The organism is Lysinibacillus fusiformis (genome assembly GCF_003049525.1).
In the GTDB taxonomy this organism is placed as follows: domain Bacteria; phylum Bacillota; class Bacilli; order Bacillales_A; family Planococcaceae; genus Lysinibacillus; species Lysinibacillus fusiformis.
In genome coordinates, this window is the sequence record NZ_PYWL01000017.1 from 36,844 (window position 1) to 59,177 (window position 22,334).

Annotated in this window: 20 protein-coding genes; 14 read left to right on the forward strand and 6 right to left on the reverse strand. The window is 36.1% G+C overall.

Annotation, left to right across the window (positions count from 1 at the left end; translation table 11 throughout):
- Positions 1-213: 213 nt before the first annotated feature.
- A complete protein-coding gene (locus C9J29_RS21925; RefSeq protein WP_008180638.1) occupies positions 214-960 on the forward strand; it encodes a hypothetical protein in 747 nt (248 codons plus the stop codon).
- A 96-nt stretch (positions 961-1,056) separates the two neighbouring features.
- On the opposite strand, the gene C9J29_RS21930 is transcribed toward C9J29_RS21925, so the two are convergent.
- Positions 1,057-1,431: a VOC family protein gene (locus C9J29_RS21930; RefSeq protein WP_008180639.1), complete on the reverse strand. Its 375-nt coding sequence runs from the start codon at positions 1,429-1,431 to the stop codon at positions 1,057-1,059.
- A gap of 206 nt (positions 1,432-1,637) precedes the next feature.
- On the opposite strand from C9J29_RS21930, the gene C9J29_RS21935 reads away from it, so the two are divergent.
- Both C9J29_RS21935 and C9J29_RS21940 read left to right on the forward strand, forming a co-directional pair.
- Positions 1,638-3,587, forward strand: a complete 1,950-nt coding sequence (locus C9J29_RS21935) for a HAMP domain-containing methyl-accepting chemotaxis protein (RefSeq protein ID WP_090002655.1) — start codon at positions 1,638-1,640, stop codon at positions 3,585-3,587.
- A 267-nt stretch (positions 3,588-3,854) separates the two neighbouring features.
- A complete protein-coding gene (locus C9J29_RS21940; protein WP_090002656.1) occupies positions 3,855-5,804 on the forward strand; it encodes a methyl-accepting chemotaxis protein in 1,950 nt (649 codons plus the stop codon).
- Between the two features lie 44 nt (positions 5,805-5,848).
- On the opposite strand, the gene C9J29_RS21945 is transcribed toward C9J29_RS21940, so the two are convergent.
- The gene (locus tag C9J29_RS21945) at positions 5,849-6,268 is read right to left on the reverse strand and encodes a VOC family protein (RefSeq protein WP_107922764.1); all 420 of its coding nucleotides are present in this window, start codon (positions 6,266-6,268) and stop codon (positions 5,849-5,851) included.
- A 236-nt stretch (positions 6,269-6,504) separates the two neighbouring features.
- Here C9J29_RS21945 and guaC point away from each other — a divergent pair, with 236 nt between their 5' ends.
- Positions 6,505-7,488, forward strand: a complete 984-nt coding sequence (gene guaC / locus C9J29_RS21950) for a GMP reductase (protein ID WP_008177848.1) — start codon at positions 6,505-6,507, stop codon at positions 7,486-7,488.
- Between the two features lie 203 nt (positions 7,489-7,691).
- The gene (locus tag C9J29_RS21955) at positions 7,692-9,425 is read left to right on the forward strand and encodes a methyl-accepting chemotaxis protein (RefSeq protein ID WP_174804743.1); all 1,734 of its coding nucleotides are present in this window, start codon (positions 7,692-7,694) and stop codon (positions 9,423-9,425) included.
- A 57-nt stretch (positions 9,426-9,482) separates the two neighbouring features.
- On the opposite strand, the gene C9J29_RS21960 is transcribed toward C9J29_RS21955, so the two are convergent.
- Positions 9,483-9,707: a hypothetical protein gene (locus tag C9J29_RS21960; protein ID WP_008177853.1), complete on the reverse strand. Its 225-nt coding sequence runs from the start codon at positions 9,705-9,707 to the stop codon at positions 9,483-9,485.
- Positions 9,708-9,924: 217 nt separating this feature from the next.
- Between C9J29_RS21960 and psiE the strand changes: the two genes are divergently transcribed.
- Positions 9,925-10,380: a phosphate-starvation-inducible protein PsiE gene (psiE, locus tag C9J29_RS21965; protein ID WP_008177855.1), complete on the forward strand. Its 456-nt coding sequence runs from the start codon at positions 9,925-9,927 to the stop codon at positions 10,378-10,380.
- Positions 10,381-10,395: 15 nt separating this feature from the next.
- On the opposite strand, the gene C9J29_RS21970 is transcribed toward psiE, so the two are convergent.
- Positions 10,396-11,691, reverse strand: a complete 1,296-nt coding sequence (locus C9J29_RS21970; protein WP_237068903.1) for a GNAT family N-acetyltransferase — start codon at positions 11,689-11,691, stop codon at positions 10,396-10,398.
- Between the two features lie 80 nt (positions 11,692-11,771).
- Here C9J29_RS21970 and C9J29_RS21975 point away from each other — a divergent pair, with 80 nt between their 5' ends.
- Both C9J29_RS21975 and C9J29_RS21980 read left to right on the forward strand, forming a co-directional pair.
- Positions 11,772-12,815: an HAAS signaling domain-containing protein gene (locus C9J29_RS21975; protein WP_008177858.1), complete on the forward strand. Its 1,044-nt coding sequence runs from the start codon at positions 11,772-11,774 to the stop codon at positions 12,813-12,815.
- A 126-nt stretch (positions 12,816-12,941) separates the two neighbouring features.
- The gene (locus C9J29_RS21980) at positions 12,942-14,087 is read left to right on the forward strand and encodes a SpoIIE family protein phosphatase (RefSeq protein WP_008177860.1); all 1,146 of its coding nucleotides are present in this window, start codon (positions 12,942-12,944) and stop codon (positions 14,085-14,087) included.
- Between the two features lie 45 nt (positions 14,088-14,132).
- On the opposite strand, the gene C9J29_RS21985 is transcribed toward C9J29_RS21980, so the two are convergent.
- Together C9J29_RS21985 and C9J29_RS21990 are read right to left on the reverse strand one after the other, a co-directional pair.
- Positions 14,133-14,987, reverse strand: coding sequence for a CheR family methyltransferase (locus C9J29_RS21985; RefSeq protein ID WP_089986426.1), 855 nt, complete (start codon positions 14,985-14,987; stop codon positions 14,133-14,135).
- A 2-nt stretch (positions 14,988-14,989) separates the two neighbouring features.
- Positions 14,990-17,737, reverse strand: a complete 2,748-nt coding sequence (locus C9J29_RS21990) for an ATP-binding protein (protein WP_107922765.1) — start codon at positions 17,735-17,737, stop codon at positions 14,990-14,992.
- Between the two features lie 170 nt (positions 17,738-17,907).
- On the opposite strand from C9J29_RS21990, the gene C9J29_RS21995 reads away from it, so the two are divergent.
- The 6 genes from C9J29_RS21995 to C9J29_RS22020 all read left to right on the forward strand — a co-directional run bounded on the left by C9J29_RS21995 (position 17,908) and on the right by C9J29_RS22020 (position 22,189).
- Positions 17,908-19,098, forward strand: coding sequence for a M14 family metallopeptidase (locus C9J29_RS21995; RefSeq protein WP_107922766.1), 1,191 nt, complete (start codon positions 17,908-17,910; stop codon positions 19,096-19,098).
- A gap of 150 nt (positions 19,099-19,248) precedes the next feature.
- Positions 19,249-19,578: a PadR family transcriptional regulator gene (locus tag C9J29_RS22000; protein WP_008177869.1), complete on the forward strand. Its 330-nt coding sequence runs from the start codon at positions 19,249-19,251 to the stop codon at positions 19,576-19,578.
- Positions 19,575-19,982, forward strand: coding sequence for a permease prefix domain 1-containing protein (locus C9J29_RS22005; protein ID WP_008177870.1), 408 nt, complete (start codon positions 19,575-19,577; stop codon positions 19,980-19,982). Before C9J29_RS22000 ends, C9J29_RS22005 begins: the two co-directional genes overlap by 4 nt.
- Positions 19,983-19,984: 2 nt before the next feature.
- The gene (locus tag C9J29_RS22010; RefSeq protein WP_008177871.1) at positions 19,985-20,641 is read left to right on the forward strand and encodes a hypothetical protein; all 657 of its coding nucleotides are present in this window, start codon (positions 19,985-19,987) and stop codon (positions 20,639-20,641) included.
- Positions 20,642-20,657: 16 nt separating this feature from the next.
- Complete coding sequence (locus C9J29_RS22015) at positions 20,658-21,689, forward strand: alpha/beta hydrolase (protein WP_008177872.1); 1,032 nt, start codon at positions 20,658-20,660, stop codon at positions 21,687-21,689.
- A gap of 92 nt (positions 21,690-21,781) precedes the next feature.
- Positions 21,782-22,189, forward strand: coding sequence for a MarR family transcriptional regulator (locus tag C9J29_RS22020; RefSeq protein ID WP_008177873.1), 408 nt, complete (start codon positions 21,782-21,784; stop codon positions 22,187-22,189).
- The last annotated feature ends 145 nt before the right edge of the window (positions 22,190-22,334 follow it).

The window sequence follows — 22,334 nt, forward strand, 5'->3', positions numbered from 1 at the left end:
TAAAAAAAATCCCGCGCTACAAATTTGTAGTGAGATAACATGTGGTACTGAATTTTCTGATTCGTTGACATTTATATTACTTATCACCTTTAAAAATGTCAATGGGTGAAATTCAAGTTTTTTTGTCTGTTTAATATGGTTTAGACCTATTCGAATTTTTATGCACCAAGCTTTGTTTACAACATATGCTAAGACTATGAGAGAGGTGTATATATGACTAATAACATAAATTCTCCGCAAGGTGCGGGCATCGCATCCCATTTAGCACCACAGGTTATTCAAACTAAATTTGGAGATATTAATGGGGATGGCTTCTTTGAAACTATTTTTTTAATGGGGACTCAAAAGCCTGGTAGCCCTTTATGGGAAAACATAACCTTAACCATTTTTTATGGGCAAACAGGGCGAATCGAACAAATCCCACTAAAAGAAAATGTGGGCTATCACCCAACCATTTTTCTAGGAGATTTTACTGGTAATCATATTGAGGATATCATGGTTATTTCTGATACAGGAGGTAGCGGAGGAATTATTAACGGGGAAATATTCTCCTCTACGAATAATCAGGTGCATTCCATTTTTGACACAGAATCATTTAATACTAAGCTCCAATATACTGTCAATTATGCCAACAACTATAAGGCAGTTGTTCAAAGTAAGGCTCCTGCAAAAAAATATATACTTGATTTACAATATAAAGGCCCGGAATATTTAGCAGAAATCTATCATCCAGATGGGACATTAAAGCAACCGATTGAAGGCTGGGTTGACCCAATTAGCGGATTATATCCTGTTGATTATGATCGGGATGGGACCTATGAAATTTTAGCGTATCAAGAGATTGCAGGTAGGTACCATGCTGATGGCTTAGGATATGTGGAAAATATATTAAAATGGAATGGCCACGAATTTGTAGTAGATCGACAAACGGTTAGTATTTTCGGAGAAGATTTATCATAGAGAACTAACTCATATTTATATAAGAAGATATTAAACAGGAATCTGCTTATTTTTGCCTACTTCACGACAAAAATAAGCAGATTCATTCATTTATTATTATTTTTCAACTAATGCAAAGTAGTTGCTTTCTGGATCAGCAAAATTAAAAACTCTACCCATTGGCATCATGACTAAATCGCCCACTTTAATGCCCTTTGCCTGAAAATCCTGATACATTTCTTCAATTTGGTCAGCGTAAAACATAATAGAGGGTGTTCCTAAATTTAATTCTGGCTGCATTTTAGCAATGATTTCTTTATTGTGTAGCACAAAGGATGTTTGAGCTTCCTTCGACGGTGCAATTTCAATCCAACGCATTCCCGCCTCTTCCTGCTCGTTTTTAATAATAAACCCTACTTTTTCTGTCCAAAATTTCACTGCAGCATCTTGGTCGTTAACATATAACATGACTTGTCCAATTTGATGAATCATGACTCTATCCCCTCCTCTTTTATGAATTTAGTATACAACAAATCAAAGCATTATATAGCTTCTAACAAATCTGTTTAGCGAAATTTCTAAAAATTGATAATAATATCTATTAGGGCTTACCTTTTACTTTATTTCTGTTAGAATGAGAATTATTTACCTTATAGGGAAAAGTATAGAATAAAAAATGTTATGTGAGGATAATACAAGTGAAACAACTAAGTGTCAGAAAAAAGCTTATTTTTTCGTTTTTAGCAATGCTTCTCATTCCAACACTGTTAATTGGAATAGTGTCGTACCAAAGCGCTGAAAAGCAAATTTCAGAAGAACAGCAAGCTAGTGCAACTGAAAGCGTGCGCATACTCAATACAAATATTACGAACACGATTGAACCAAAATTGAAAGATGTGGAATATTTCTCAAAAAAGTTTAATCAATCTTATTTGCAGGAAAATAAAATTCCTGAGCTTAAATCCCTTCTACAGGAATATGTGAATATGCACCCTGAAGTTGACCTTATTTATATTGGTACTGCTGATGGGAAACTACTGGATGAACCTGTTCAAGTGTATGCGGATGACTTTGACCCTCGTACAAGACCTTGGTATAAGCAGGCTTTAGAAAATAATGGCCAAGTCTCAATTACCGCACCTTATGTTTCAAAATCTACAGACGATATTGTCATTACCATCACTCAAGCTCTACCAGATGGTTCAGGTGTAATAGGAATAGATTTAAATATCTCTACATTAAGCGACATTACGAATGAAATACGCATCGGCGAAACAGGCTATGCCTCTCTTTTAGATAACAATAAAATCTATATTGCTCAGCCTGATACGGAAAGTGGTACTGAGGCAACAGAAAACTATATCGCGAAAGTTTATGAACAAGAAAGCGGGACGATTATTGAAAGAGATCGTCATTTACAGTTTGTTACTAATGAGCTTACAGGTTGGAAGGTTATTGGTACAATGTTTACCGCAGAAGCAGCAAAAGCAGCTGCCTCCACATTAAATATCAACTTAATAATCATTGTTGTCTCAATTGTAGTTGGTGTGATTTTCATGCTCTTTATGATTAAATCTGTTGTTAATCCAATCAATAAGCTGAAACATAGCGCCTTAAAAATTAGTGAAGGCGATTTAACTGAGTTTATAGATATTCATTCTAAGGATGAAATTGGACAACTTGGTGAAGCCTTTATCTCTATGAAGGTGAGCTTAAAAAAACTGATTCGCAACGTGGACCAAAGCTCGCAGCATGTACAAACATCTGCTCAAGATTTATCTGCAAATGCTGAGCAAAATATTGCTGCCTCTGAGCAGGTTGCTGACGCCGTAAAACAGATGGCTATCAGTACAGAGAAACAAACTACTGCTATTGACCAAAATGCGATTTCCGTGGAGGAAATTGCTAAAGGGGTTGTGGAAGTTGCAGATAGTTCTATGCAGGTATCTGATCTTTCTAGCCACGCTATCCAATTGGCAGAGGAAGGCGGTCAAGCTGTCGAACAAACCGTTAGGCAGATGAATTCGATTCATGAGTCTGTTACACAATCAGATACAATGATTAAGACACTTTATGATCGCACAAAAGAAATTGGCTCCATTTTGGAAATGATTAGTGCGATTTCAGACCAAACAAATTTACTTGCCCTGAATGCTGCTATAGAGGCAGCAAGAGCAGGAGAGCATGGAAAAGGCTTTGCCGTAGTGGCTGACGAAGTTCGAAAGTTAGCAGAGCAATCACATCACTCAGCAGAACAAATTTCTGCACTCATTACAACTATTCAACAAGATACCGCTAAATCTGTACAAACAATGGTAAAAGCATCTTCAGATGTCCAAGAAGGCTTACAACTAACGGAGGAAACGAATAAAAAATTTGCGAATATTATTGCAAGCCTTCGAAACATCGCACCAAAAATGGAGGATATTTCGGCTTCCGCTCAAGAAATGTCAGCAGTCGTGGAGGAAGTCTCTGCTACAGCCATTGAACTATCAGACCATGCTAAATTAAATGCAGCAGCTACAGAGGAAGTTGCAGCTTCAACTGAACAAACTTTATCCTCGATGCAGGACATAGCTTCTGCTGCTAAAACGTTACTTGATATGGCTGATGAATTACAGGGTCATGTAAATCGTTTTCACTATTAAGGTACCTCATTTAAAAATCTGGGTTCAGCACTTCTTGAGCCCAGATTTTTCTTTTGTCTAATACTACAAAATAGGACATTTTTCTTTAAATATCCCCAAAACATAACTTTATTTTCCAGATTTTTCAGAAAATTATGTTGATTATTCTCCATTTTCCTCTTAGAATCAGATTACAACATGAAAGACTAATTCCATGTACAACCATCATTAGCCTTCGTTGTCCCATGATCTACAAACTAATCATGACTTATTAAGGAGGAATACCCTATGAAACAACTTAGCTTAAGAAAGAAACTCATCTTTGCATTTTTAGTCATCCTTCTCGTTCCTGCACTTATGATCGGCTATACCTCCTTTAAAAGTACTAAAAGTCAAATTTTAAATGAGCAACAAGCAAGTGCTATGGAAAGTGTCAGAATGCTTAATACCAATATTACAAATATGATTGCGCCTAAAGTACATGATATTGAATATTTTGCAAAAAAGTTAAATCTATCTCATTTACAGCCAGAGAATCGTCAGGAATTGAATAATCTTTTCCAAGAATATGTTCATACACATCCGGAGGTAGAATTGCTATATATAGGTACTGCAGATGGTGGCATGATTGATGCACCTGTCCATGAGTATGCTAGTGATTATGATCCGCGTGTTCGACCTTGGTATACGGAAGCGATTGAAAACAAGGGACATGCATCGATTACTTCTCCTTATCTATCAAAATCTACAAATAATATCGTAGTGACCGTTATGCAAGCTCTCCCTGATGATTCAGGTGTTATTGCCTTAGATTTAAATATCTCTGTTCTAAGTGCACTAACAGATGATACACGTATTGGGAAAACTGGCTTTGCGGCCATACTGGACAGTAATCAGCTATATGTAGCACAAAGGGATAAAGAAAGCGGAACCGAAGCTACAGAAAAATATATATCCAAGGTTTATGAACAACAGGAAGGCATCATTATTGAAAAAAGCCGTCATTTACGCTTTGAGACAAACGAACTGACAGGATGGAAGGTTATCGGAACAATGTTTACCGTAGAGGCTACAGATGCTGCCTCCGCAACCTTTAATATCACCTTACTAATCATTGCAGTTTCCATCATTGTTGGCATTATTTTTATGCTTGCTATGATTAAATCCATTGTTAGCCCTATTAAGCGATTACAGCAGAGCGCACTTAAAATAAGTGATGGGGATTTAACGGAATATATTGATATTCATACGAAGGATGAAATTGGACAGCTTGGTGAGGCATTTGTCTCCATGAAAGTAAACTTAAAAAAGCTCATTCGCAATGTTGATCAAAGCTCTCAGCATGTTCAAACTGCTGCACAAGGTCTTTCAGCAAATGCTGAGCAGAATATCGCTGCTTCTGAACAAGTGACAGAGGCAATGCAGCAAGTAGCTATTAGTACAGAAAAACAAACAACAGGAATCGATCAAAATGCTATTTCCATAGAGGAAATTGCAAAAGGAGTTGTAGAGGTAGCAGATAGTGCACTACAAGTCTCTGATTTATCCAGTCAGGTTATCCATTTAGCAGTGGAGGGTGGACAATCTGTCGAACAATCGGTGAATCAAATGGTATCCATCCATGAATCTGTAGCACAGTCTGATAGCATGATTAAATCACTATTCGATCGTACAAAAGAAATAGGCTCCATCATCGAAATTATTAGTAACATTTCAGACCAAACAAATCTTCTTGCTTTGAATGCAGCGATTGAAGCAGCACGAGCTGGCGAAAATGGCAAAGGCTTTGCAGTTGTGGCAGATGAAGTACGTAAATTGGCAGAACAATCTCATCAGTCAGCAGAGCAAATTGCCTTGCTAATTACAGGCATTCAACAAGATACGGCTAAATCTGTTCAAACCATGATGAAGGCTTCTGCAGATGTCCAAGAGGGCTTACAGCTGTCTGAGGACACAAAGAAGAAATTTATAAGTATTATTGAGAGCTTACGAAACATTGCTCCTAAAATGGAGGATATATCTGCTTCTGCTCAGGAAATGTCTGCTGTAGTGGAAGAGGTTTCGGCAACGGCCATTGAACTGTCGGATCATGCTAAACTCAATGCAGCAGCATCTGAAGAAGTAGCCGCTTCAACTGAACAAACATTGTCCTCGATGCAGGAAATCGCATCATCTTCTAAAGCATTACTCGATATGGCGGATGAATTACAGGGCTATGTCAATCGTTTTCATTACTAAAAATAAAGCACGGTGAATGATCACCGTGCTTTGAATTGTATTAATTATTCATTTACCTCATGGCTAAACTGCCACTCTACACCAAATTTATCTGTAAGGGAGCCGTAACATTTGCTCCAAAAAGTTTCTTGAAGCTCCATAACAACTTTCCCACCATCTTTAAGCTTATCAAATGCTTTTCGCATCTTCTCTTCATCATCAGAAACAACTGCTAATGTAACATTGTTTCCAACCGCATATGGTGAGCCTGGAAATGTATCTGAGAACATAATTCTACTACCGAATACGGAAAGTCGTGTATGCATTACAAGATCTTTTGCTTCCTCTGGTAATGGATAATCAGGGTTTTGTGGTGAATCCCCAAATGTCATAATTTCAGCCTTGTCCGTACTAAAAGCATCTTCGTAAAACGCTACAGCTTCTCGACAATTCCCGTTAAAAATTAAATATACCTCTACCGCCATTTCCAACACTCCCTTGACATTTTTTGAAACAATTATATTGTACATGGATTATAAATCATAACACAAACTAAAAGATAAATAATTCATCTATATCATAAGAAATATAGCCTTATCTTCAAATTTTTTATTTATTTTAGCAAAAGCTTTGACATTTCCTCAAAAATCATGTAAATTACCAAATGGCGAACAATTTAAAATAAATCTTTAAAAATATTCGTATTTTAGGAGTGTATATAATGGATAACGTATTTGACTATGAAGATATTCAACTAATTCCCGCAAAATGCATCGTAGAAAGCCGTTCAGAATGTGATACTTCCGTTACTTTAGGAGGGCATACTTTTAAACTTCCTGTAGTACCTGCTAATATGCAAACAATTATTGATGAAACTCTTGCTAAGAAGCTTGCTGAAAACGGTTACTTTTATATCATGCACCGCTTCCAACCAGAAGCACGTATCAACTTTATTCAAGATATGCATGGCAGTGGTCTAATTGCTTCTATTAGCGTTGGTGTAAAAGAAGAAGAATATGCGTTTATTGAAGAATTAGCAGCTACAAATGTAGTACCTGATTTCATTACAATTGATATTGCACATGGCCATTCTAATGCTGTTATTCGTATGATTCAGCATATTAAAAAACACTTACCAAATAGCTTTGTTATTGCTGGTAACGTGGGAACACCAGAAGCTGTACGTGAGCTTGAAAACGCTGGGGCAGATGCGACAAAAGTTGGAATTGGACCAGGTAAAGTTTGTATTACTAAAATTAAAACAGGCTTTGGTACAGGTGGCTGGCAGTTAGCTGCACTTCGCTGGTGTGCAAAAGCTGCTACAAAGCCAATTATTGCTGATGGTGGTATTCGTACACACGGTGATATTGCTAAGTCTGTACGTTTTGGCGCTTCAATGGTGATGATCGGTTCTTTATTCGCGGGTCACGAAGAGTCACCTGGTCAAACAATCGAAGTCGAGGGTAAAAAGGTAAAAGAATACTTCGGCTCTGCTTCAGAATTCCAAAAAGGCGAACGTAAAAACGTCGAAGGAAAGAAAATGTATGTTGAGCATAAAGGAAGCATTAAAGATACATTAATTGAAATGCAGCAAGACTTACAATCTTCTATTTCTTATGCAGGCGGCACAAAGTTAGAAGCTATTCGAAATGTTGATTATGTAATCGTGAAAAACTCTATCTTCAATGGCGATAAAGTGTACTAATACGTTACAACCCCACTTCAGGACAGAACAATCTGAAGTGGGTTTTTTTAGATCATTTCATTATCCCCATTTCTTTATAAACACCGTGCCTACAATACAAAACAAAATACTCTATTTATTATCAGAATTTTCTATTTTATTAGATAATTTTATATTATACTATAACTATACTGTATTACTTTAGAGGAACGGAGGTCTTTTCTATGATTAAATCAGTGCGTAATAAGTTGGTCGCTTTAGCCATTATTGTTATTCTCATATCTACAGTGCTGGTTGGAACAGTGAATTATTTTGTAGCAAAAGGCGAGATGGATCAGGTAGGTAGACAAAGTCTTAAGAATGGCACACTAGGCATACTTGAATTAATTGCACAATTAGATGGACAGGTTCAAAATGGAAAATTAACATTAGAAGAAGCACAGGAAAGTGCCAGAACACAGATTGTTGGTAATAAAATTGAAGATCAAAAGCGATCTATCGATAACCCTGTAAAATACGGTGATAATTTTTATTTCTATGCCTTTAAGGATAATGGTATGGTTGAAACACACCCCTCTCTTGAAGGTCAAAATATATCCGACTTACAAACGAGTGATGGACGCTATTTTGTAAAGGAAATGATTGAAACGGCACAAGCAGGTGGCGGATATGTGCGGTATGACTGGGCACTACCCTCCAATCCAGATATTATTGCTCCAAAAATTACTTATGTTGAAATGGACAAGCATTGGGGATGGATCATCGCGGCTGGTACATATGAAATGGATTTTAATGCAGGCACTAAAAATGTTTTATATTACACATTTGGTACAACCATCCTAGCTACTATAATTGGTGTCATGCTTTTTTGGTTCTTCTCTGGACAGATGACCGCCTACATACGAAAAATTATGGTGATCACATCGGATATTGCGCAAGGTAAGCTCACAGGAGAGGACATTCCCGTTACGACAAAGGATGAACTTGGCACACTAGCGAAGAATGTCAATAATATGAAGCAAAGCTTGCATGAGATGGTCAACAATACAAAGGACAGTGCCTCCCAAATGAGAGTTTCTTCAGAAATGCTTAGTGCGATTACAGAGGAAACGACCGCCTCAGCTGATGAAATCCATCAAGCTATCAACGACATTTCTAAAGGGGCTGTTGTGCAAGCAGAGGAGGCAGAAATGGCTAGTAGTAAAGTGGAAACACTATCATCTCTGATTTCCAATGCTACAAGTAAATATAATGACATTACCGAAAATATGAATACTATTAATCAATCACAAGAAAATGGTAGACAAAAAGTAGATCTATTACTGCAAAATTCTCATGAATTCACGCAAGTAATCGAAGAGTTAAGAACTAATTTTTCAAGTTTAACAAGCCAGATGAAAGAAATTCATCAAGTAGTACAAACAATAACTTCCATTTCAGAGCAAACAAATTTATTAGCGCTAAATGCAAGTATCGAAGCAGCTCGTGCAGGTGAACACGGTAAAGGATTTGCTGTAGTAGCAGAAGAAGTACGAAATTTATCAGAGGATACAAATGAAGCTACTAATCGTGTCAAAAATCTATTACAGCGCATTGAGATTGATACGGTCAATTCAGATACAAAAATGATACACACTCTTCAGCTTTCACAAAGTCAGGCAATGTCGATTACAGAAGTAAAAGGAGCTTTTACTTTCCTAGCCGATTCTATTCAGGACATAACCGAGCACCTTGTTTCTCTTAATGAGGGTATGAGTGAAATGGCAGAAAACCGTGTAGTGGTCATTCATGCTATTAACGAAATAGCAAGCGTGGCCACAGAATCTGCTGCTGCAACAGAACAAATTAATGCATCCATTGATGAACAAAGGTCAGCCGTTACGTCTATCATGCACTCCTCACAGGAGCTCCATACAGAGGCCGAGCGCATGTATGAATTAGTAGAACGCTTTACATGACATGTGACATCCTATAAAAAAGAATGCTACGAATTGGTCGTAGCATTCTTCTTTTCATTATAGTTTGTTAATAACTGCGTGGATTGTTTCCTTTAGTTCTGCATCATAGCTAGAAAGATCAACAAGGTTTCCTACACGCTCACGTAATACTGGGCGTTCAATTACTAGCTTCTCATCAAGTACTTGAACAAGTAGTTCGATAATAAGACGATCACGAACAACTAACGCTTCTTCTAAACGCTCTGGTGTAATTTTCGCATCTGTTTTTGCTGATTTTGCCATTTCAAAAACCCCTTTTAAATTTTATATTCATGCACATCTATTTTAGCATACCACTAAATTATTTTAAAAACTTTCTTTCGCAAAAAATACCAAAACTTTACAATTACTAAAAGAAAGATTTACGACAATTTGTTATATTCATATCATAATACACTCGTATTTTGCCATATGATAAATATGTTTAGGCTCACTATACAAATACGATTGGAGGAGTTATATGAATCAAAAAAATTCAACCTATATACAGCTCATTAAAGCTGTACCAAAGTCTTTGCAACTTTTTCTGAATGTTTGCCTAGTCCTCTTAGCACTCATACTAGCGTTTTTACTCTTTAAGGAGCTAATAGAATTTCTTAAAATATTGCTCTTCTCTAAGGAAGGTGGCGATTACAAGCTATTCCTTGCCAACATCCTTATATTTTTCTTGTACTTTGAGTTCATTACGATGATTATTAAATATTTTAAAGAGGATTATCATTTTCCGCTTCGATACTTTATATATATAGGTATCACAGCTATGATTCGATTAATTATCGTTGAGCACGATCATCCTCTTAATACGTTAATTTATTCAGTTATTATTCTCATACTCATCATTAGTTACTTTATTATTAATATTACACCACTTGAAAGACCGACACGATCATCTCTATTTATGAAAAAGGAACATTAGCCCAGCACAACTATTCTAAAACGCCGTCGTACATTTTGGTTTTTCAAATACAAAGAAAAATTGCTGTAAAGCCTGTAGATATTGCTCCTGACTGATTTTTATTTGCTGCAGCATATACAGTTCTTGGACCGTTATGACTCCCATTACCAGTGAGGAAAGCTCAGCCACATCTACAACTACTTCCACATCATAGTGACCACTTTCAATAATGTTCATCGTGCCTTCAACCACCTCGATAATGAGTTGCTGATTATTTTCAGCAAGTAATGAGTCCGAAACTGTTAATTTAAATGTCAGTGTTACACCATTAAAATGGTGTGCCGTTAACTCTTCAAAAAAACCTTTTACATTAATAATGCGGTACATCAGTCCAACCCCTGACACGGCATTTTCATGGTAAACACTAGGAATTAAATGATTTGTACCATTTCTGACATCGCCTAAAAAGAAATGAACATTGTCTTCTTGTGTATTCCACTCAATGCGGTTTACTTGATCTGCCTGACTGTTTAAAAATGTACTCAGCTCTAACAATGCCTGCGGTGTCTCATATATCCATTCTTTAATGACTAAATTATTCAACATAAAATTACTCTCACCTTGCTTTTCAAATGAAAAAACGATATAGCCTTGTACGGTATCATCCTCTTTCATCGCAATCACATAGTTTTCGTCGTTTTTAAAAATAAAGGAAAGCTCTGATTTTGTTTTGAGAAACATTCCATGCTTTTGAGACGCTACCCTGTTATAACAATCTGTTAGCTGCTGTTGATCTTGCACTGTTAAATATGAAAGGTGCTTCTTCGTTGGGCCTTTAGGAAAGCTTAAGGGCTCTACTAAATATTGATACATTCTCGGTCCATATCCAAACCCCATTTTTTTATAAAAATCTGGCCTAAACGGATACAAAGCGACAAAGTGAATATCCTTTGCTAAAAAAAAGTGAAAGAATTGATGGATTAACTCCTTCGCAACTTTTTCCTTTTTATGTAGTAAATCAACTGCAACAAGCCCTACTCCGCCAATCGGTATCATTTTAGAGAAAAGGTTCATTTGAAAATCATGTAATCGCATGCCGCCAATTAGTTTGTCATCATCCCAAAGTCCAAAATAATTTAGGGATTCATCATGATTCTGATTATCCATAAAAAGATTTTTTAACTGCTCTTTTGTTGTCTGAGCTCCGTTCATTCTTCCAGGGTAGGCTCCTACAACGATACTCGCAAAAGTTAAAAAATCTTGCTCTTTTACTAATCTCTCTACCACTCTCATTGTTTCCCCTCCATTTTCAAAGTATGATATGACGTTCATATTCATTTTCCACCCATAATAACATATATTACCACGTCATATAAATGAACAATGAACATGATTAAAGGAGGAATAAAGAAATGACTTTAATTGATGCGTATATCGATGAAGTATCTAAAAAACTACATAAAAATAAACGTGAAAACATAAAGCTTGAGCTAAAAGCTACTATTGAAGATATGTTGCCAGAGCCATATTCAGAAGCAGATATAATGGAAGTGCTAAAAAAGCTTGGTAGCCCTGCAAAAGTGGCAGCAAGCTATCAAGATACGCCACGTTATTTAATTGGTCCAAACGTGTTTGATCTATACACTAGAACCATTAAACTCGTATTTCCTTGGGCAATTTTTATAACGATCATTGTTCAAGTAATTCAGAGAATTTTCCTCTATTCAGGAGAAGAAGCCTTGCTCTCCACTATCATTTCAGCATTCTCCATGACGATTGTGGCCATTATTTCTGTATCATTTCATGTTTTGTTTTGGATCACCATTTTTTTCATCGTCATCGAACGCTCTAATACGGATAAAATTCAAATATTGCCTTTCCTGAATGACCCTAAGGAGTGGACACCTGAAAGTTTAAACATTAAAAACATTCCTAAAGACAAACTCATCACTTTAAGTGATATAATTTTTAGCTTTGTAGGGATTATTATTTTTACCTTTGTTTATTGGAATGCCAATCGTCTTTTAGGTATATATACAACAAATGGGAATGGTAGCTTAAAGTTTGTTATGCCAATCTTTAATCAAAATATTTTACAATCCTATGCTCTTTTCTTTATGCTCTGTGTCATTCTTAGTCTTACTTTAACATTTTTAAAATGGCGTACGGGGCAATGGACCATGACGATTGCTATCATCAATGCATTGCTTCAAAGTGCGGGAACTATTGTATTTATTGTCATCGCTGTTCATCAAGATTTTATCCATAGTGCCTCCATTCCGTACATTGCCGCAATCGTAGAAAGCAACACAGCAAAGGTCTCCTCTATTATAGATAAGATCCTACTTGCCAGTATGTGCATTGCTGTTTTAGCCAATGCATTTGATATATATCAAGGATTTAGAAAAGCTAAAATACCAGCCTCTAAAAGTGATAAATTGAAAATTTATGATTGAAAGCTCTTCTTTCAAATCGCGAAAATACCTTTCTCCTCTAATGTTTTGTATAATAATAAAGTTGGAAGTAATTTATATACACGAATAATAATCTGCACAATTCAATTAGAGTAAGGGGAAATAACTATGACCATTCTTCTAGTAGATGACAATCAAGTCAATTTATTTGTCATTGAAAAAATACTGAAAAATGCAGGTTATGAGCACTGTGTTTCTCTTTCATCTGCTAATGAGCTATTTGATTATTTACAATTAAATGAACCAAATCCAACAGGAAGCTCAGTTGATTTAATTTTATTGGATATTATGATGCCTGAAGTAGATGGTATAGAGGCCTGCAAACGTATTAAACAAATTGAAAGATTGAGAGATATTCAAATTATCTTTGTTACAGCGCTCGAAGATAAAAACAAACTCGCAGAAGCATTAGATATCGGGGGCGTAGATTATATTACAAAACCGATTAATAAAACGGAATTGCTTGCTAGAATACGAGTTGCCCTACGTTTAAAAGCTGAATTAGATTGGCACACTCAACATGAAAAAAAAATACAATACGAATTGGATTTAGCTACTCATGTGCAAAGAAGCCTGCTTAGTCCACCGTTAAATGAAAAGGATATTCGTCTAGAAGTCTCTTACCTACCATCCTCTAACTTGGCAGGTGATATGTACTATTGGCATAAAATAGATGATCATCGTTATGCCATTATTTTATTGGACATGATGGGCCATGGTATATCTGCAGCGCTAGTTTGTATGTTTATCTCCTCGGTTTTAAGAGAGGCTGTTAAACAATTAAACGACCCTGAACTTGTTATTAAAGAACTGAATCGTTATATGACCCTGTTGCAAGATGGCAAGGATGAAAATCTTTATTATTTCACAGCGATTTATTTAGTGATTGATACGAAACAAAAAACAATCGAATACATAAATGCTGGTCATCCTGCGGGGTACGCATTAATTGATGAGGAAACTTGTGTTCCATTAAATCAAGGTAGCTGTGCAGTCGGCTTTTTCGATGAAATTAATGTCAAAAAACAATATATACAATACGAAAAAAATGTACAAATTGTTATGTTTACAGATGGTGTCTTAGAGGCAATGGGACCTTGTGAAATAGAATCAGAAAAGCATTTGCAAACGCTAACATCCTCTAAATGGGACTATGCTCAACCCCTCATCGACAACCTATTACCTAAGGACAAACAAAACAATCAACCGGATGATATGTGTGTCTTAATGATCCAAGCCCGTGCTGCTGATTAAATAAAAAGAAAGAGGCTACCTCCATCCTAGGTAGCCTCTTTCTCTTTAATCTATTTTTTGATAAATCCTTTCATTCCCAACAACTTCCCTATAATTCGAAATAACCTCTTCAAAGCGCAATGTTTCCTTATCGCCTAAACATAAAAACCCCTTGTCACTTAGGCTTTCATAAAACAAATGATGGACCTGACTTTGCAGCTGAGGTGAAAAATAAATAAGGACATTTCTACATAAGACAACATGAAATTCATTAAATGATTGATCTGTCACTAGGTTATGCTGGGCAAAAATAATATTCTTCAATAATGTTGGATGGAAATAAGCATATTGATAATCTGTCTTATAGTATTCCGAAAAAGCATGGGCTCCTCCTGCAAGCATATAGTTTTTCGTATATGCCTGCATTTTATGAATTGGAAAGACACCCTTCTTCGCCTTTTCTAATACTTGCTCATTCATATCTGTTGCATAAATTACAGCCTTGTCTATAAGCCCTTCCTCTTGAAGCAAGATGGCCATAGAATAAACTTCCTCACCAGTTGCGCAGCCAGCATGCCAAATCCGGATTTCTTGGTATTCTCGTAAGGCGGGGATCACTTTTTCACGAAATGCCTTAAAAAAACTAGGGTTGCGGAACATTTCCGTGACATTGATTGAAAAATCATTTAACAGCTGCTCTAAAAATTCCTGCTCATGAATAACCTTTTCCTGAACACGAGAAATGGTTGGAATGCTATTTATTCTCATCCTATTAAAAATTCGACGTGAAATGGAAGAACGGTTATATTGCCGAAAATCATAACCTGATAAACGATAAATAGCCTCTAATAACAAATCAATTTCTAAATTTGTTTGCTTATTCAATTGTATATTTTGCTCCAATGGCTCAAAATGTTCCATCTTTATAAACTCCCTTTAGAAACTAACCATACTCTTAAAACGGATATTAATTGATCTAAATTTAATGGTTTACTAATATAATCAGATGCACCAGCTTGCAATGATTTATCACGATCATTCTTCATAGCCTTCGCCGTCAGAGCGATAATCGGTAGATCTGTCCGCTTCATTTGTTGGCGAATAATAGTCATTGCTTCATAACCATCCATATTCGGCATCATAATATCCATAAGCACTAAATCAATCTCATGATGAGCTTGCAAAACCTCTAAACATTCCAGTCCATCTTTAGCCACTAAAATGTTCATACCTCTTGTTTCAAGTGCCGTTTTCAAGGCATAAATATTACGGTTATCATCGTCGACGATTAAAATATTTTTCCCTTGGAAAACCTCTACCTCATGTTTTAAAGCTTCCCTATTATCCTGCGCCGGCTCTTCTCTAGGTGCCTCTTCCTCCATTGTCACAGCTACCTCATTTAAAGCAGCAAGCTTATCGCAATGATCTTCTTCAACTCCATTTGGTAAGCTTGGAATCGTTAACGTAAAGATACTACCTTGTCCCTCTTCACTTTGCAGTGTAATCCAACCACCGAGTAGTTTCGCAAACTCCTTACAAATTGAAAGACCCAGTCCTGTTCCACCATATTTTCGAACAGTAGCCCCATCTGCTTGCTGGAATGACTCAAAGATCAATTGATGCTTGTCTTTTGGAATTCCTATACCGGTATCTGAAACAGTAATTTCTAACCAATCAGCGCTAATATCTTGCATATTGCTTGTAAGCTGGCTCTGTGCAAGCTGGTTAATGGCTAAAGTTACAGATCCATGTTCCGTAAACTTAAAGGCATTTGATAATAAGTTCTTTACTATTTGCTGGAATCTCTTTTCATCTGTATAGAATACATCGACAACATTATCTGCCTTTGAAATATGGAAATCTATATTTTTCTTCATTGCGACAGGTGCAAAAGTATGCTCAATTTGAACAGGTACTTCGCTCACATTTACTTCATTAAAAATGATATCTAGCTTCCCTGCCTCCACTTTTGATAAATCTAAAATATCATTAATCAACGCAAGCAAATCCTCACCTGATGAATGGATTACCTTCGCAAATTCAGCTTCCTCATCTGTTAAGTGGTCTTGGTTATTTTCTGCGAGCATCTCTGACAAAATTAATATGCTATTTAAAGGCGTTCTAAGTTCATGTGACATATTCGCTAAAAACTCCGATTTATAATTAGAATTAAGTATAAGCTGTTCTGCACTTTCCTCTAATTCCTGCTTCGCCTTCTCTAGCTCGCGTGATTTGGTCTCTGCCTCTTTCGTTCGCTCTTCAAGCTGCTCGTTAATCATCGTCAGCTCTTCTGTCTGCATTTGTAATTCCTCAGATTGTGTTTGAAGTTCTTCTGATTGAACTTGTAACTCCTCGGTCATCGCTCTTGATTCATTCAATAATCGAACAATTTCCATCCGCCCTAATACACCGTTGACGGTTAAGCCAAAGGTTTCAGTCACCTGCTTCATTAGCTCCTGCTGTAATGCATTAAATTTTGTCATTGTAGCTAACTCAACAACGGCAATGACTTCATTTTCAAAAATAACAGGAATCAATAAAATATGTTGTGGTCTTATTTCACCTAGCCCTGTTCTAATTAAACGATAATCTTGCGGAATATTATCATAAAATAACACTCTTTTTTCTAATGCACATTGACCAATTAAACCTTGTCCTACCTTAAAGCTCTCCCTACCGACACCATCTTCTCCGTCAGCAAAAGCAGCCTTTTTCATAAATAGTACTTGTTCCTCTGCCTCTTCCCGAACATAGAATGCTCCAAGAGATGCCTCAGTTTTCTGTGCCATTTCTGATAGGAAAGTTTCAGCCAATTTCGTAATAGCTGAAATACCTTGATATTTTGTTACGATATCAGCAATATTCGTTTGTAACCATTCTCTCTTCTCGACCGATTCCAATAATAGATTGGTCGCATCGGCGAGCTCATTAATTTCATCATTTGTATTAACATGTATCCTTCTTTTAAAATCGCCCTTCGTAGCAGCCATTTCCTGAATCGTTTGTGTGACCTCTGTTATAGTTTTTACAATGGAACGAGAAATTCCACTTGCTATGACAATAGCAATTACAGAAACAAAAATTAAAATCCCAAATAGACCACTAGTTAATTGACTATTTTGTTTGTCTAACTGAGCAGCCTTTGCTTGTGTGTAAGTATTTTCAGTTGCACGGAATGCATCGAATAATTTGCGCATCTTCTCCATATCTTGGCGTCCATTATCCACTTTAAAAAATTCCGTTAATGCTTTTGTATTCCCGTCCTTTTTATATTGAATAGTTGGTCCACCCGTTGTTTCAATCCAATGCTCGATCGTTTCCTCAATCTCTTTTAATTTTTCCTGCTGGGTTGGTTTATCTTTCATTTGCTGATAAAGATCATTAAAATCTATTTTCCAGTTTTCCGCTCCATTATCATACGGCTCCAGATAACTAGGTTCACCCGTAATAATAAACGCTCGCTGACTTGATTCCATATCCAATATATATTTTTCAATATCATTGGTTAAAGTTTTCACATTAGAGTCGTACTTAATAATAAAATTTCTTTCCTTTTGCAAAGAAGTAATTTGATTATTTAGGATGATCACTGATGCAAGTAAGCAAAGAATAATGATGATATAACCTAATGTAATCTTGGAGCGTATACCCAATTTAAATTTATTTAACATTTGGTTTTCCTACCTTTACCTTTCTTGTACTCTATTTTTGTTATAAATGTGACTAGAATATTAACTTAAACTCTCCTATAAAGAAATTTTGCAGCCTGCGCATTAATAAGTCTTAGTTTCTCACATATACATTTTATATTGAACCATTTTTAATTAAGGAGAGAATGCATGTGGACATATTCGTAAGGCCAGGAGATTCCCTTTGGCATTTCAGTGAAGTGTTTAAAATACCTCTTCCACTCATTTTAGATTCCAATCCCAATATAAATCCTCAATTTTTAAGAGTCGGGCAACGCGTTCGTATTCCTGGATTTGTGACCATTGACTATCAAGTAAAACAAGGGGATTCTCTTTGGCAAATTGCACAAAGATATAATCTCACACTTGTTGCCTTATTACTCGTAAACTCAGGTGTTAATCCAAGTCAATTACAAATTGGCCAGATGATTCACATACCTCAACGCATAACATGGCGCTTAATTGACGGTAAGCAAAATTATACGTACAACATCATGATGAATGATATTCAAAGGCTCGTTAACGCCTATCCATTTCTTCGCAATTCTATCATTGGTAGCTCTGTGTTAGGTAAGGAATTACCCGAGCTATTAATTGGTAATGGAGCTAAACGTGTTCACTATAATGGCTCCTTCCATGCAAATGAATGGATTACCACACCTATTATTCTAACATTTTTAAATGACTATTTGCTCGCTCTCACGAACCAAAATAATATGAATGGACTTTCTTTATTCCCTCTTTATCAGCAAACGACCCTATCCGTAGTACCAATGGTGAATCCTGATGGCGTCAATTTAGTCATACAAGGCCCCCCAAATGATGAATCATTAAAAAATCAACTTATCTCATGGAATAATGGTAGCTCTGATTTTTCTGGCTGGAAAGCAAACATCCATGGTGTTGATTTAAATGACCAGTTTCCTGCTGAATGGGAATTAGAAAGCGCCTGTAACCCGAAAACTCCTGGGCCTAGAGATTATGGCGGAGAAAAACCTTTGTCTGAGCCTGAGGCCATTGCAATGGCAGATTTGACCAAGCAGCGTGATTTTGCTAGAGTACTAGCCTTTCATACACAGGGCCGCGTTATTTATTGGGGCTTTGAAAATCTTGAACCACCTGAATCAGAGGTGCTTGTGAATGAGTTTAGTCGAGTGAGTGGCTATGAACCCATACAATCTGCTGGGAGCTATGCAGGCTATAAAGATTGGTTTATCCAAGATTGGCGTAGGCCAGGTTTTACCGTTGAATTAGGAAGTGGCACAAACCCTCTACCGATAAGTCAATTTGATGATATTTATGAGGAAGCTAAGGGAATCTTTCTTGCAGGATTATATATGTAGAACAATATGATCGATAACTCCACTCGCTATACAGCGAATGGAGTTCTTTTTTCGAGCTCTAAAAAAAGAAAATAAATTACTTTGACAGGCAGAGTAATGTTTGCTAATATTACTCTGACAGATAGAGCAATAAAATGAAGTAGGTGACTTATGGTTCGCAGTGATATTATCCGAGGACACTTGGATTCGATTATTTTACGGCTCATTTCAGAAAAAGACCGCTATGGCTATGAAATTTCTCAGGAAATAAGTCTCCGTACAAATAATCGATTTCAGATTAAAGAAGCAACTTTGTATGCTGTTTTTCAACGTCTTGAGAAAAAAGAAATTATTGAAGCCTATTATGGAGATGTTTCACATGGTGGCAAAAGAAAGTATTACCGCATTACCTCATTAGGAAAGGCCTATTTAAATGAGTTAGTGAAAGAATGGTCGGAAGTAAAAGAAATTATTGATTTATTTATGGAGGGCGTCGAATGAAGAGAATAAAAAACCATATTGATGAGCTGTTTAAGGATATTCCTCACAACAATGAAACGGAAATGGTTAAACAAGAAATTATTGAAAACCTTGAAGAGAAAGTATTTTATTTGATGGACCAAGGAAAGGAACAAGAGGATGCCATCAATAAAGCAATTGTAGAGTTTGGAGACATAGAAGATTTAAAAAAAGAACTGGGCGTTAAGGTGCCTGCTAAGAAAAATATGGCTAAATTAAATTTAGAATTCTCTCTTTGGGGTAGTGGCTTAATTATTGCATTCTTTATATTTATTAATCTTTATTACACACCACAAACAATTTGGGCAATCTATCCAATCTTCGCCATCCTTTGGTGGCCATTGTCTATGTACTTTGTATGGTCTCGTAAGAGATGGGGTGAATAAACATGAAGAATTTTATTAACTTCTCACTAGCTGGGAGCATCATGACAATGATTTTTTTAGGTATCGTCAATTTCACGACATCGTCCCAAACAATGTGGTTTATCTATCCTTGCCTACTGCTATTGCTTTGGCCAATTACGATCATCTGTATGTATAAAAGAATGTATAAACAATATTCAATTATTTGTAGTACGGTGATTATCGTGTTTCTTATTATAGAAAACTATATTTACACACCAGATCATCTATGGTTCATTTACGCCATTTACCCTATTCTCTGGTGGCCAATTCTGATGTACTTAGATGAAAAAGCAAAAACGCTAAAAGTCGCACTGATCGGCTGTGCTTCTACTATTATTTATTATGCTTTAGTAAACATCATTTTATCACCTCAATACCCTTGGGCAATCTATCCTGCATTTTTAGTTATGTGGTGGCCCCTAGCTTTATACCATGCTCAACGAAAAACATTTGTGGCTTTCTCCGTCACTGCTACATTATTAATAAGTATCTTTTTTATCATCGTCAATATTGTTTCTTCCCCAGGAGTTATATGGGCAATCTACCCTATTTTTGTTACGCTTTGGTGGCCTCTGAGTATGTATTTCTATGTGTATAAAAGAAGAATGTATCAAGGAACATTCGCGAAACGCATGTAAGGAAGGAAGGAATACGATGAAGACATATATTCATTTTATTAAATATTTTGTTATAGTCATTGTACTTTTACTCGTATTGATGCTTCTCTTCCCAACGTGGACCTCCTCCATAAAAGGCTCTAACAGCATTAGCGTTTTAGAGCAAGTCGAAATTAATGGCACTGGTCATGAAATGATGATCCGTGGTTATGACAAAGAAAACCCTGTTATTATTTTTGTTCATGGCGGACCTGGTTGCTCTGAAATACCCTATGCAGAAAAATACCAACATTTACTAGAAACTGAGTTTACTGTGGTCCATTATGATCAGCGAGCTAGTGGGAAGTCCTATCATTTTTTCGAGGACTATTCTAATCTCTCTTCAGATTTGCTTGTGGAGGATTTATTGGCACTGACTGATTATATAGCGAAACGACTAGACAAAGAAAAAGTCATCTTAATTGGTCATTCCTATGGCACATATATTGCTACACAAGCAGCCGCTAACGCCCCTGAAAAATATGAAGCTTATATTGGGATAGGACAAATGAGCAATACAATCGAAAGTGAGATCGATAGTTTAAATTTCACTATCCATCAGGCCCAACTGCAAGGTAACAAGGAAGATGTTGTACATTTACAACAGTTAGCTAATGAAATTAAGGCTGGTACAATGTTTACGCCTCGAAATTATGTCAATAAATATGGTGGTGCTACTAGATTAATTGATAATCCTGATGGAAATATGCTAGGGATGCTATTCAGCAAAGAATATAATTTATTAGATATTATCCGTTACAACTATGGCTTATCCTTGTCTCAAGAAGCTTTATTAAAAGAGGTCATGCAGCACCCCCTACCAGCAAAGGTCCAAAAGCTTGATTTACCCTTCTATTTTTTAATGGGCAACTATGATTATCAAACATCCTCACAAGCAGCCAAAAATTATTTCGACCAAATTAGCGCAGAGAAAAAAGAATTTATAGCTTACGAGCAATCTGCACACTATCCACAATTCGAAGAAAAGGAAAAATTCTTTGAATGGATGCACGCAACTTTTAAACAATAAATGCTTATTTCTTTAGAGGTATAGTATTCTTGGAAAGATATATTCACTTGCTATATAATTCAATTATTAAATATTTTAACGGACGTGATTATATGGCTGACAGTCTACTTAATGTAGAAATCATTATGAAAGAAATGCTAGAAATACAACAAAAATCGAAAATGTTTGTAGACCTTTTATCTGAAGGAGAAGCGTTATCGCAAAACCAGCTAATCCTACTTCTACAACTTAAAATAAATAACGGTATGAAAGCGACAGAAATTGCAGATTTTTTTAGTGTGACACCTGGAGCTGTAACCTCTATGTGCGATAAACTGGAAAAACTAGCGCTCATACAACGGATAAGAGAAAATAATGATCGTCGTGTGGTCAAAATGGTTTTAACAAGTACTGGTGATGAAAAGGTCCAAGAAATCTTTTTAAAATTTCCCCAAGATAAACTTATAGACATGGCCACTATTTTAAGCGAAGTAAACAAGCTAATGAATAAAATCTTTTAGGATTTCAATAAACTTGAAATCCTTTTTTTATTGGTTAGTTCTTGACAAATGGAAGTCGCATATAATTTAATTAATATATATTTTAATAATTAAAATATATATTAATTAAATTATAATGAGGTGACTTTTTATGTTTCAAAACCTT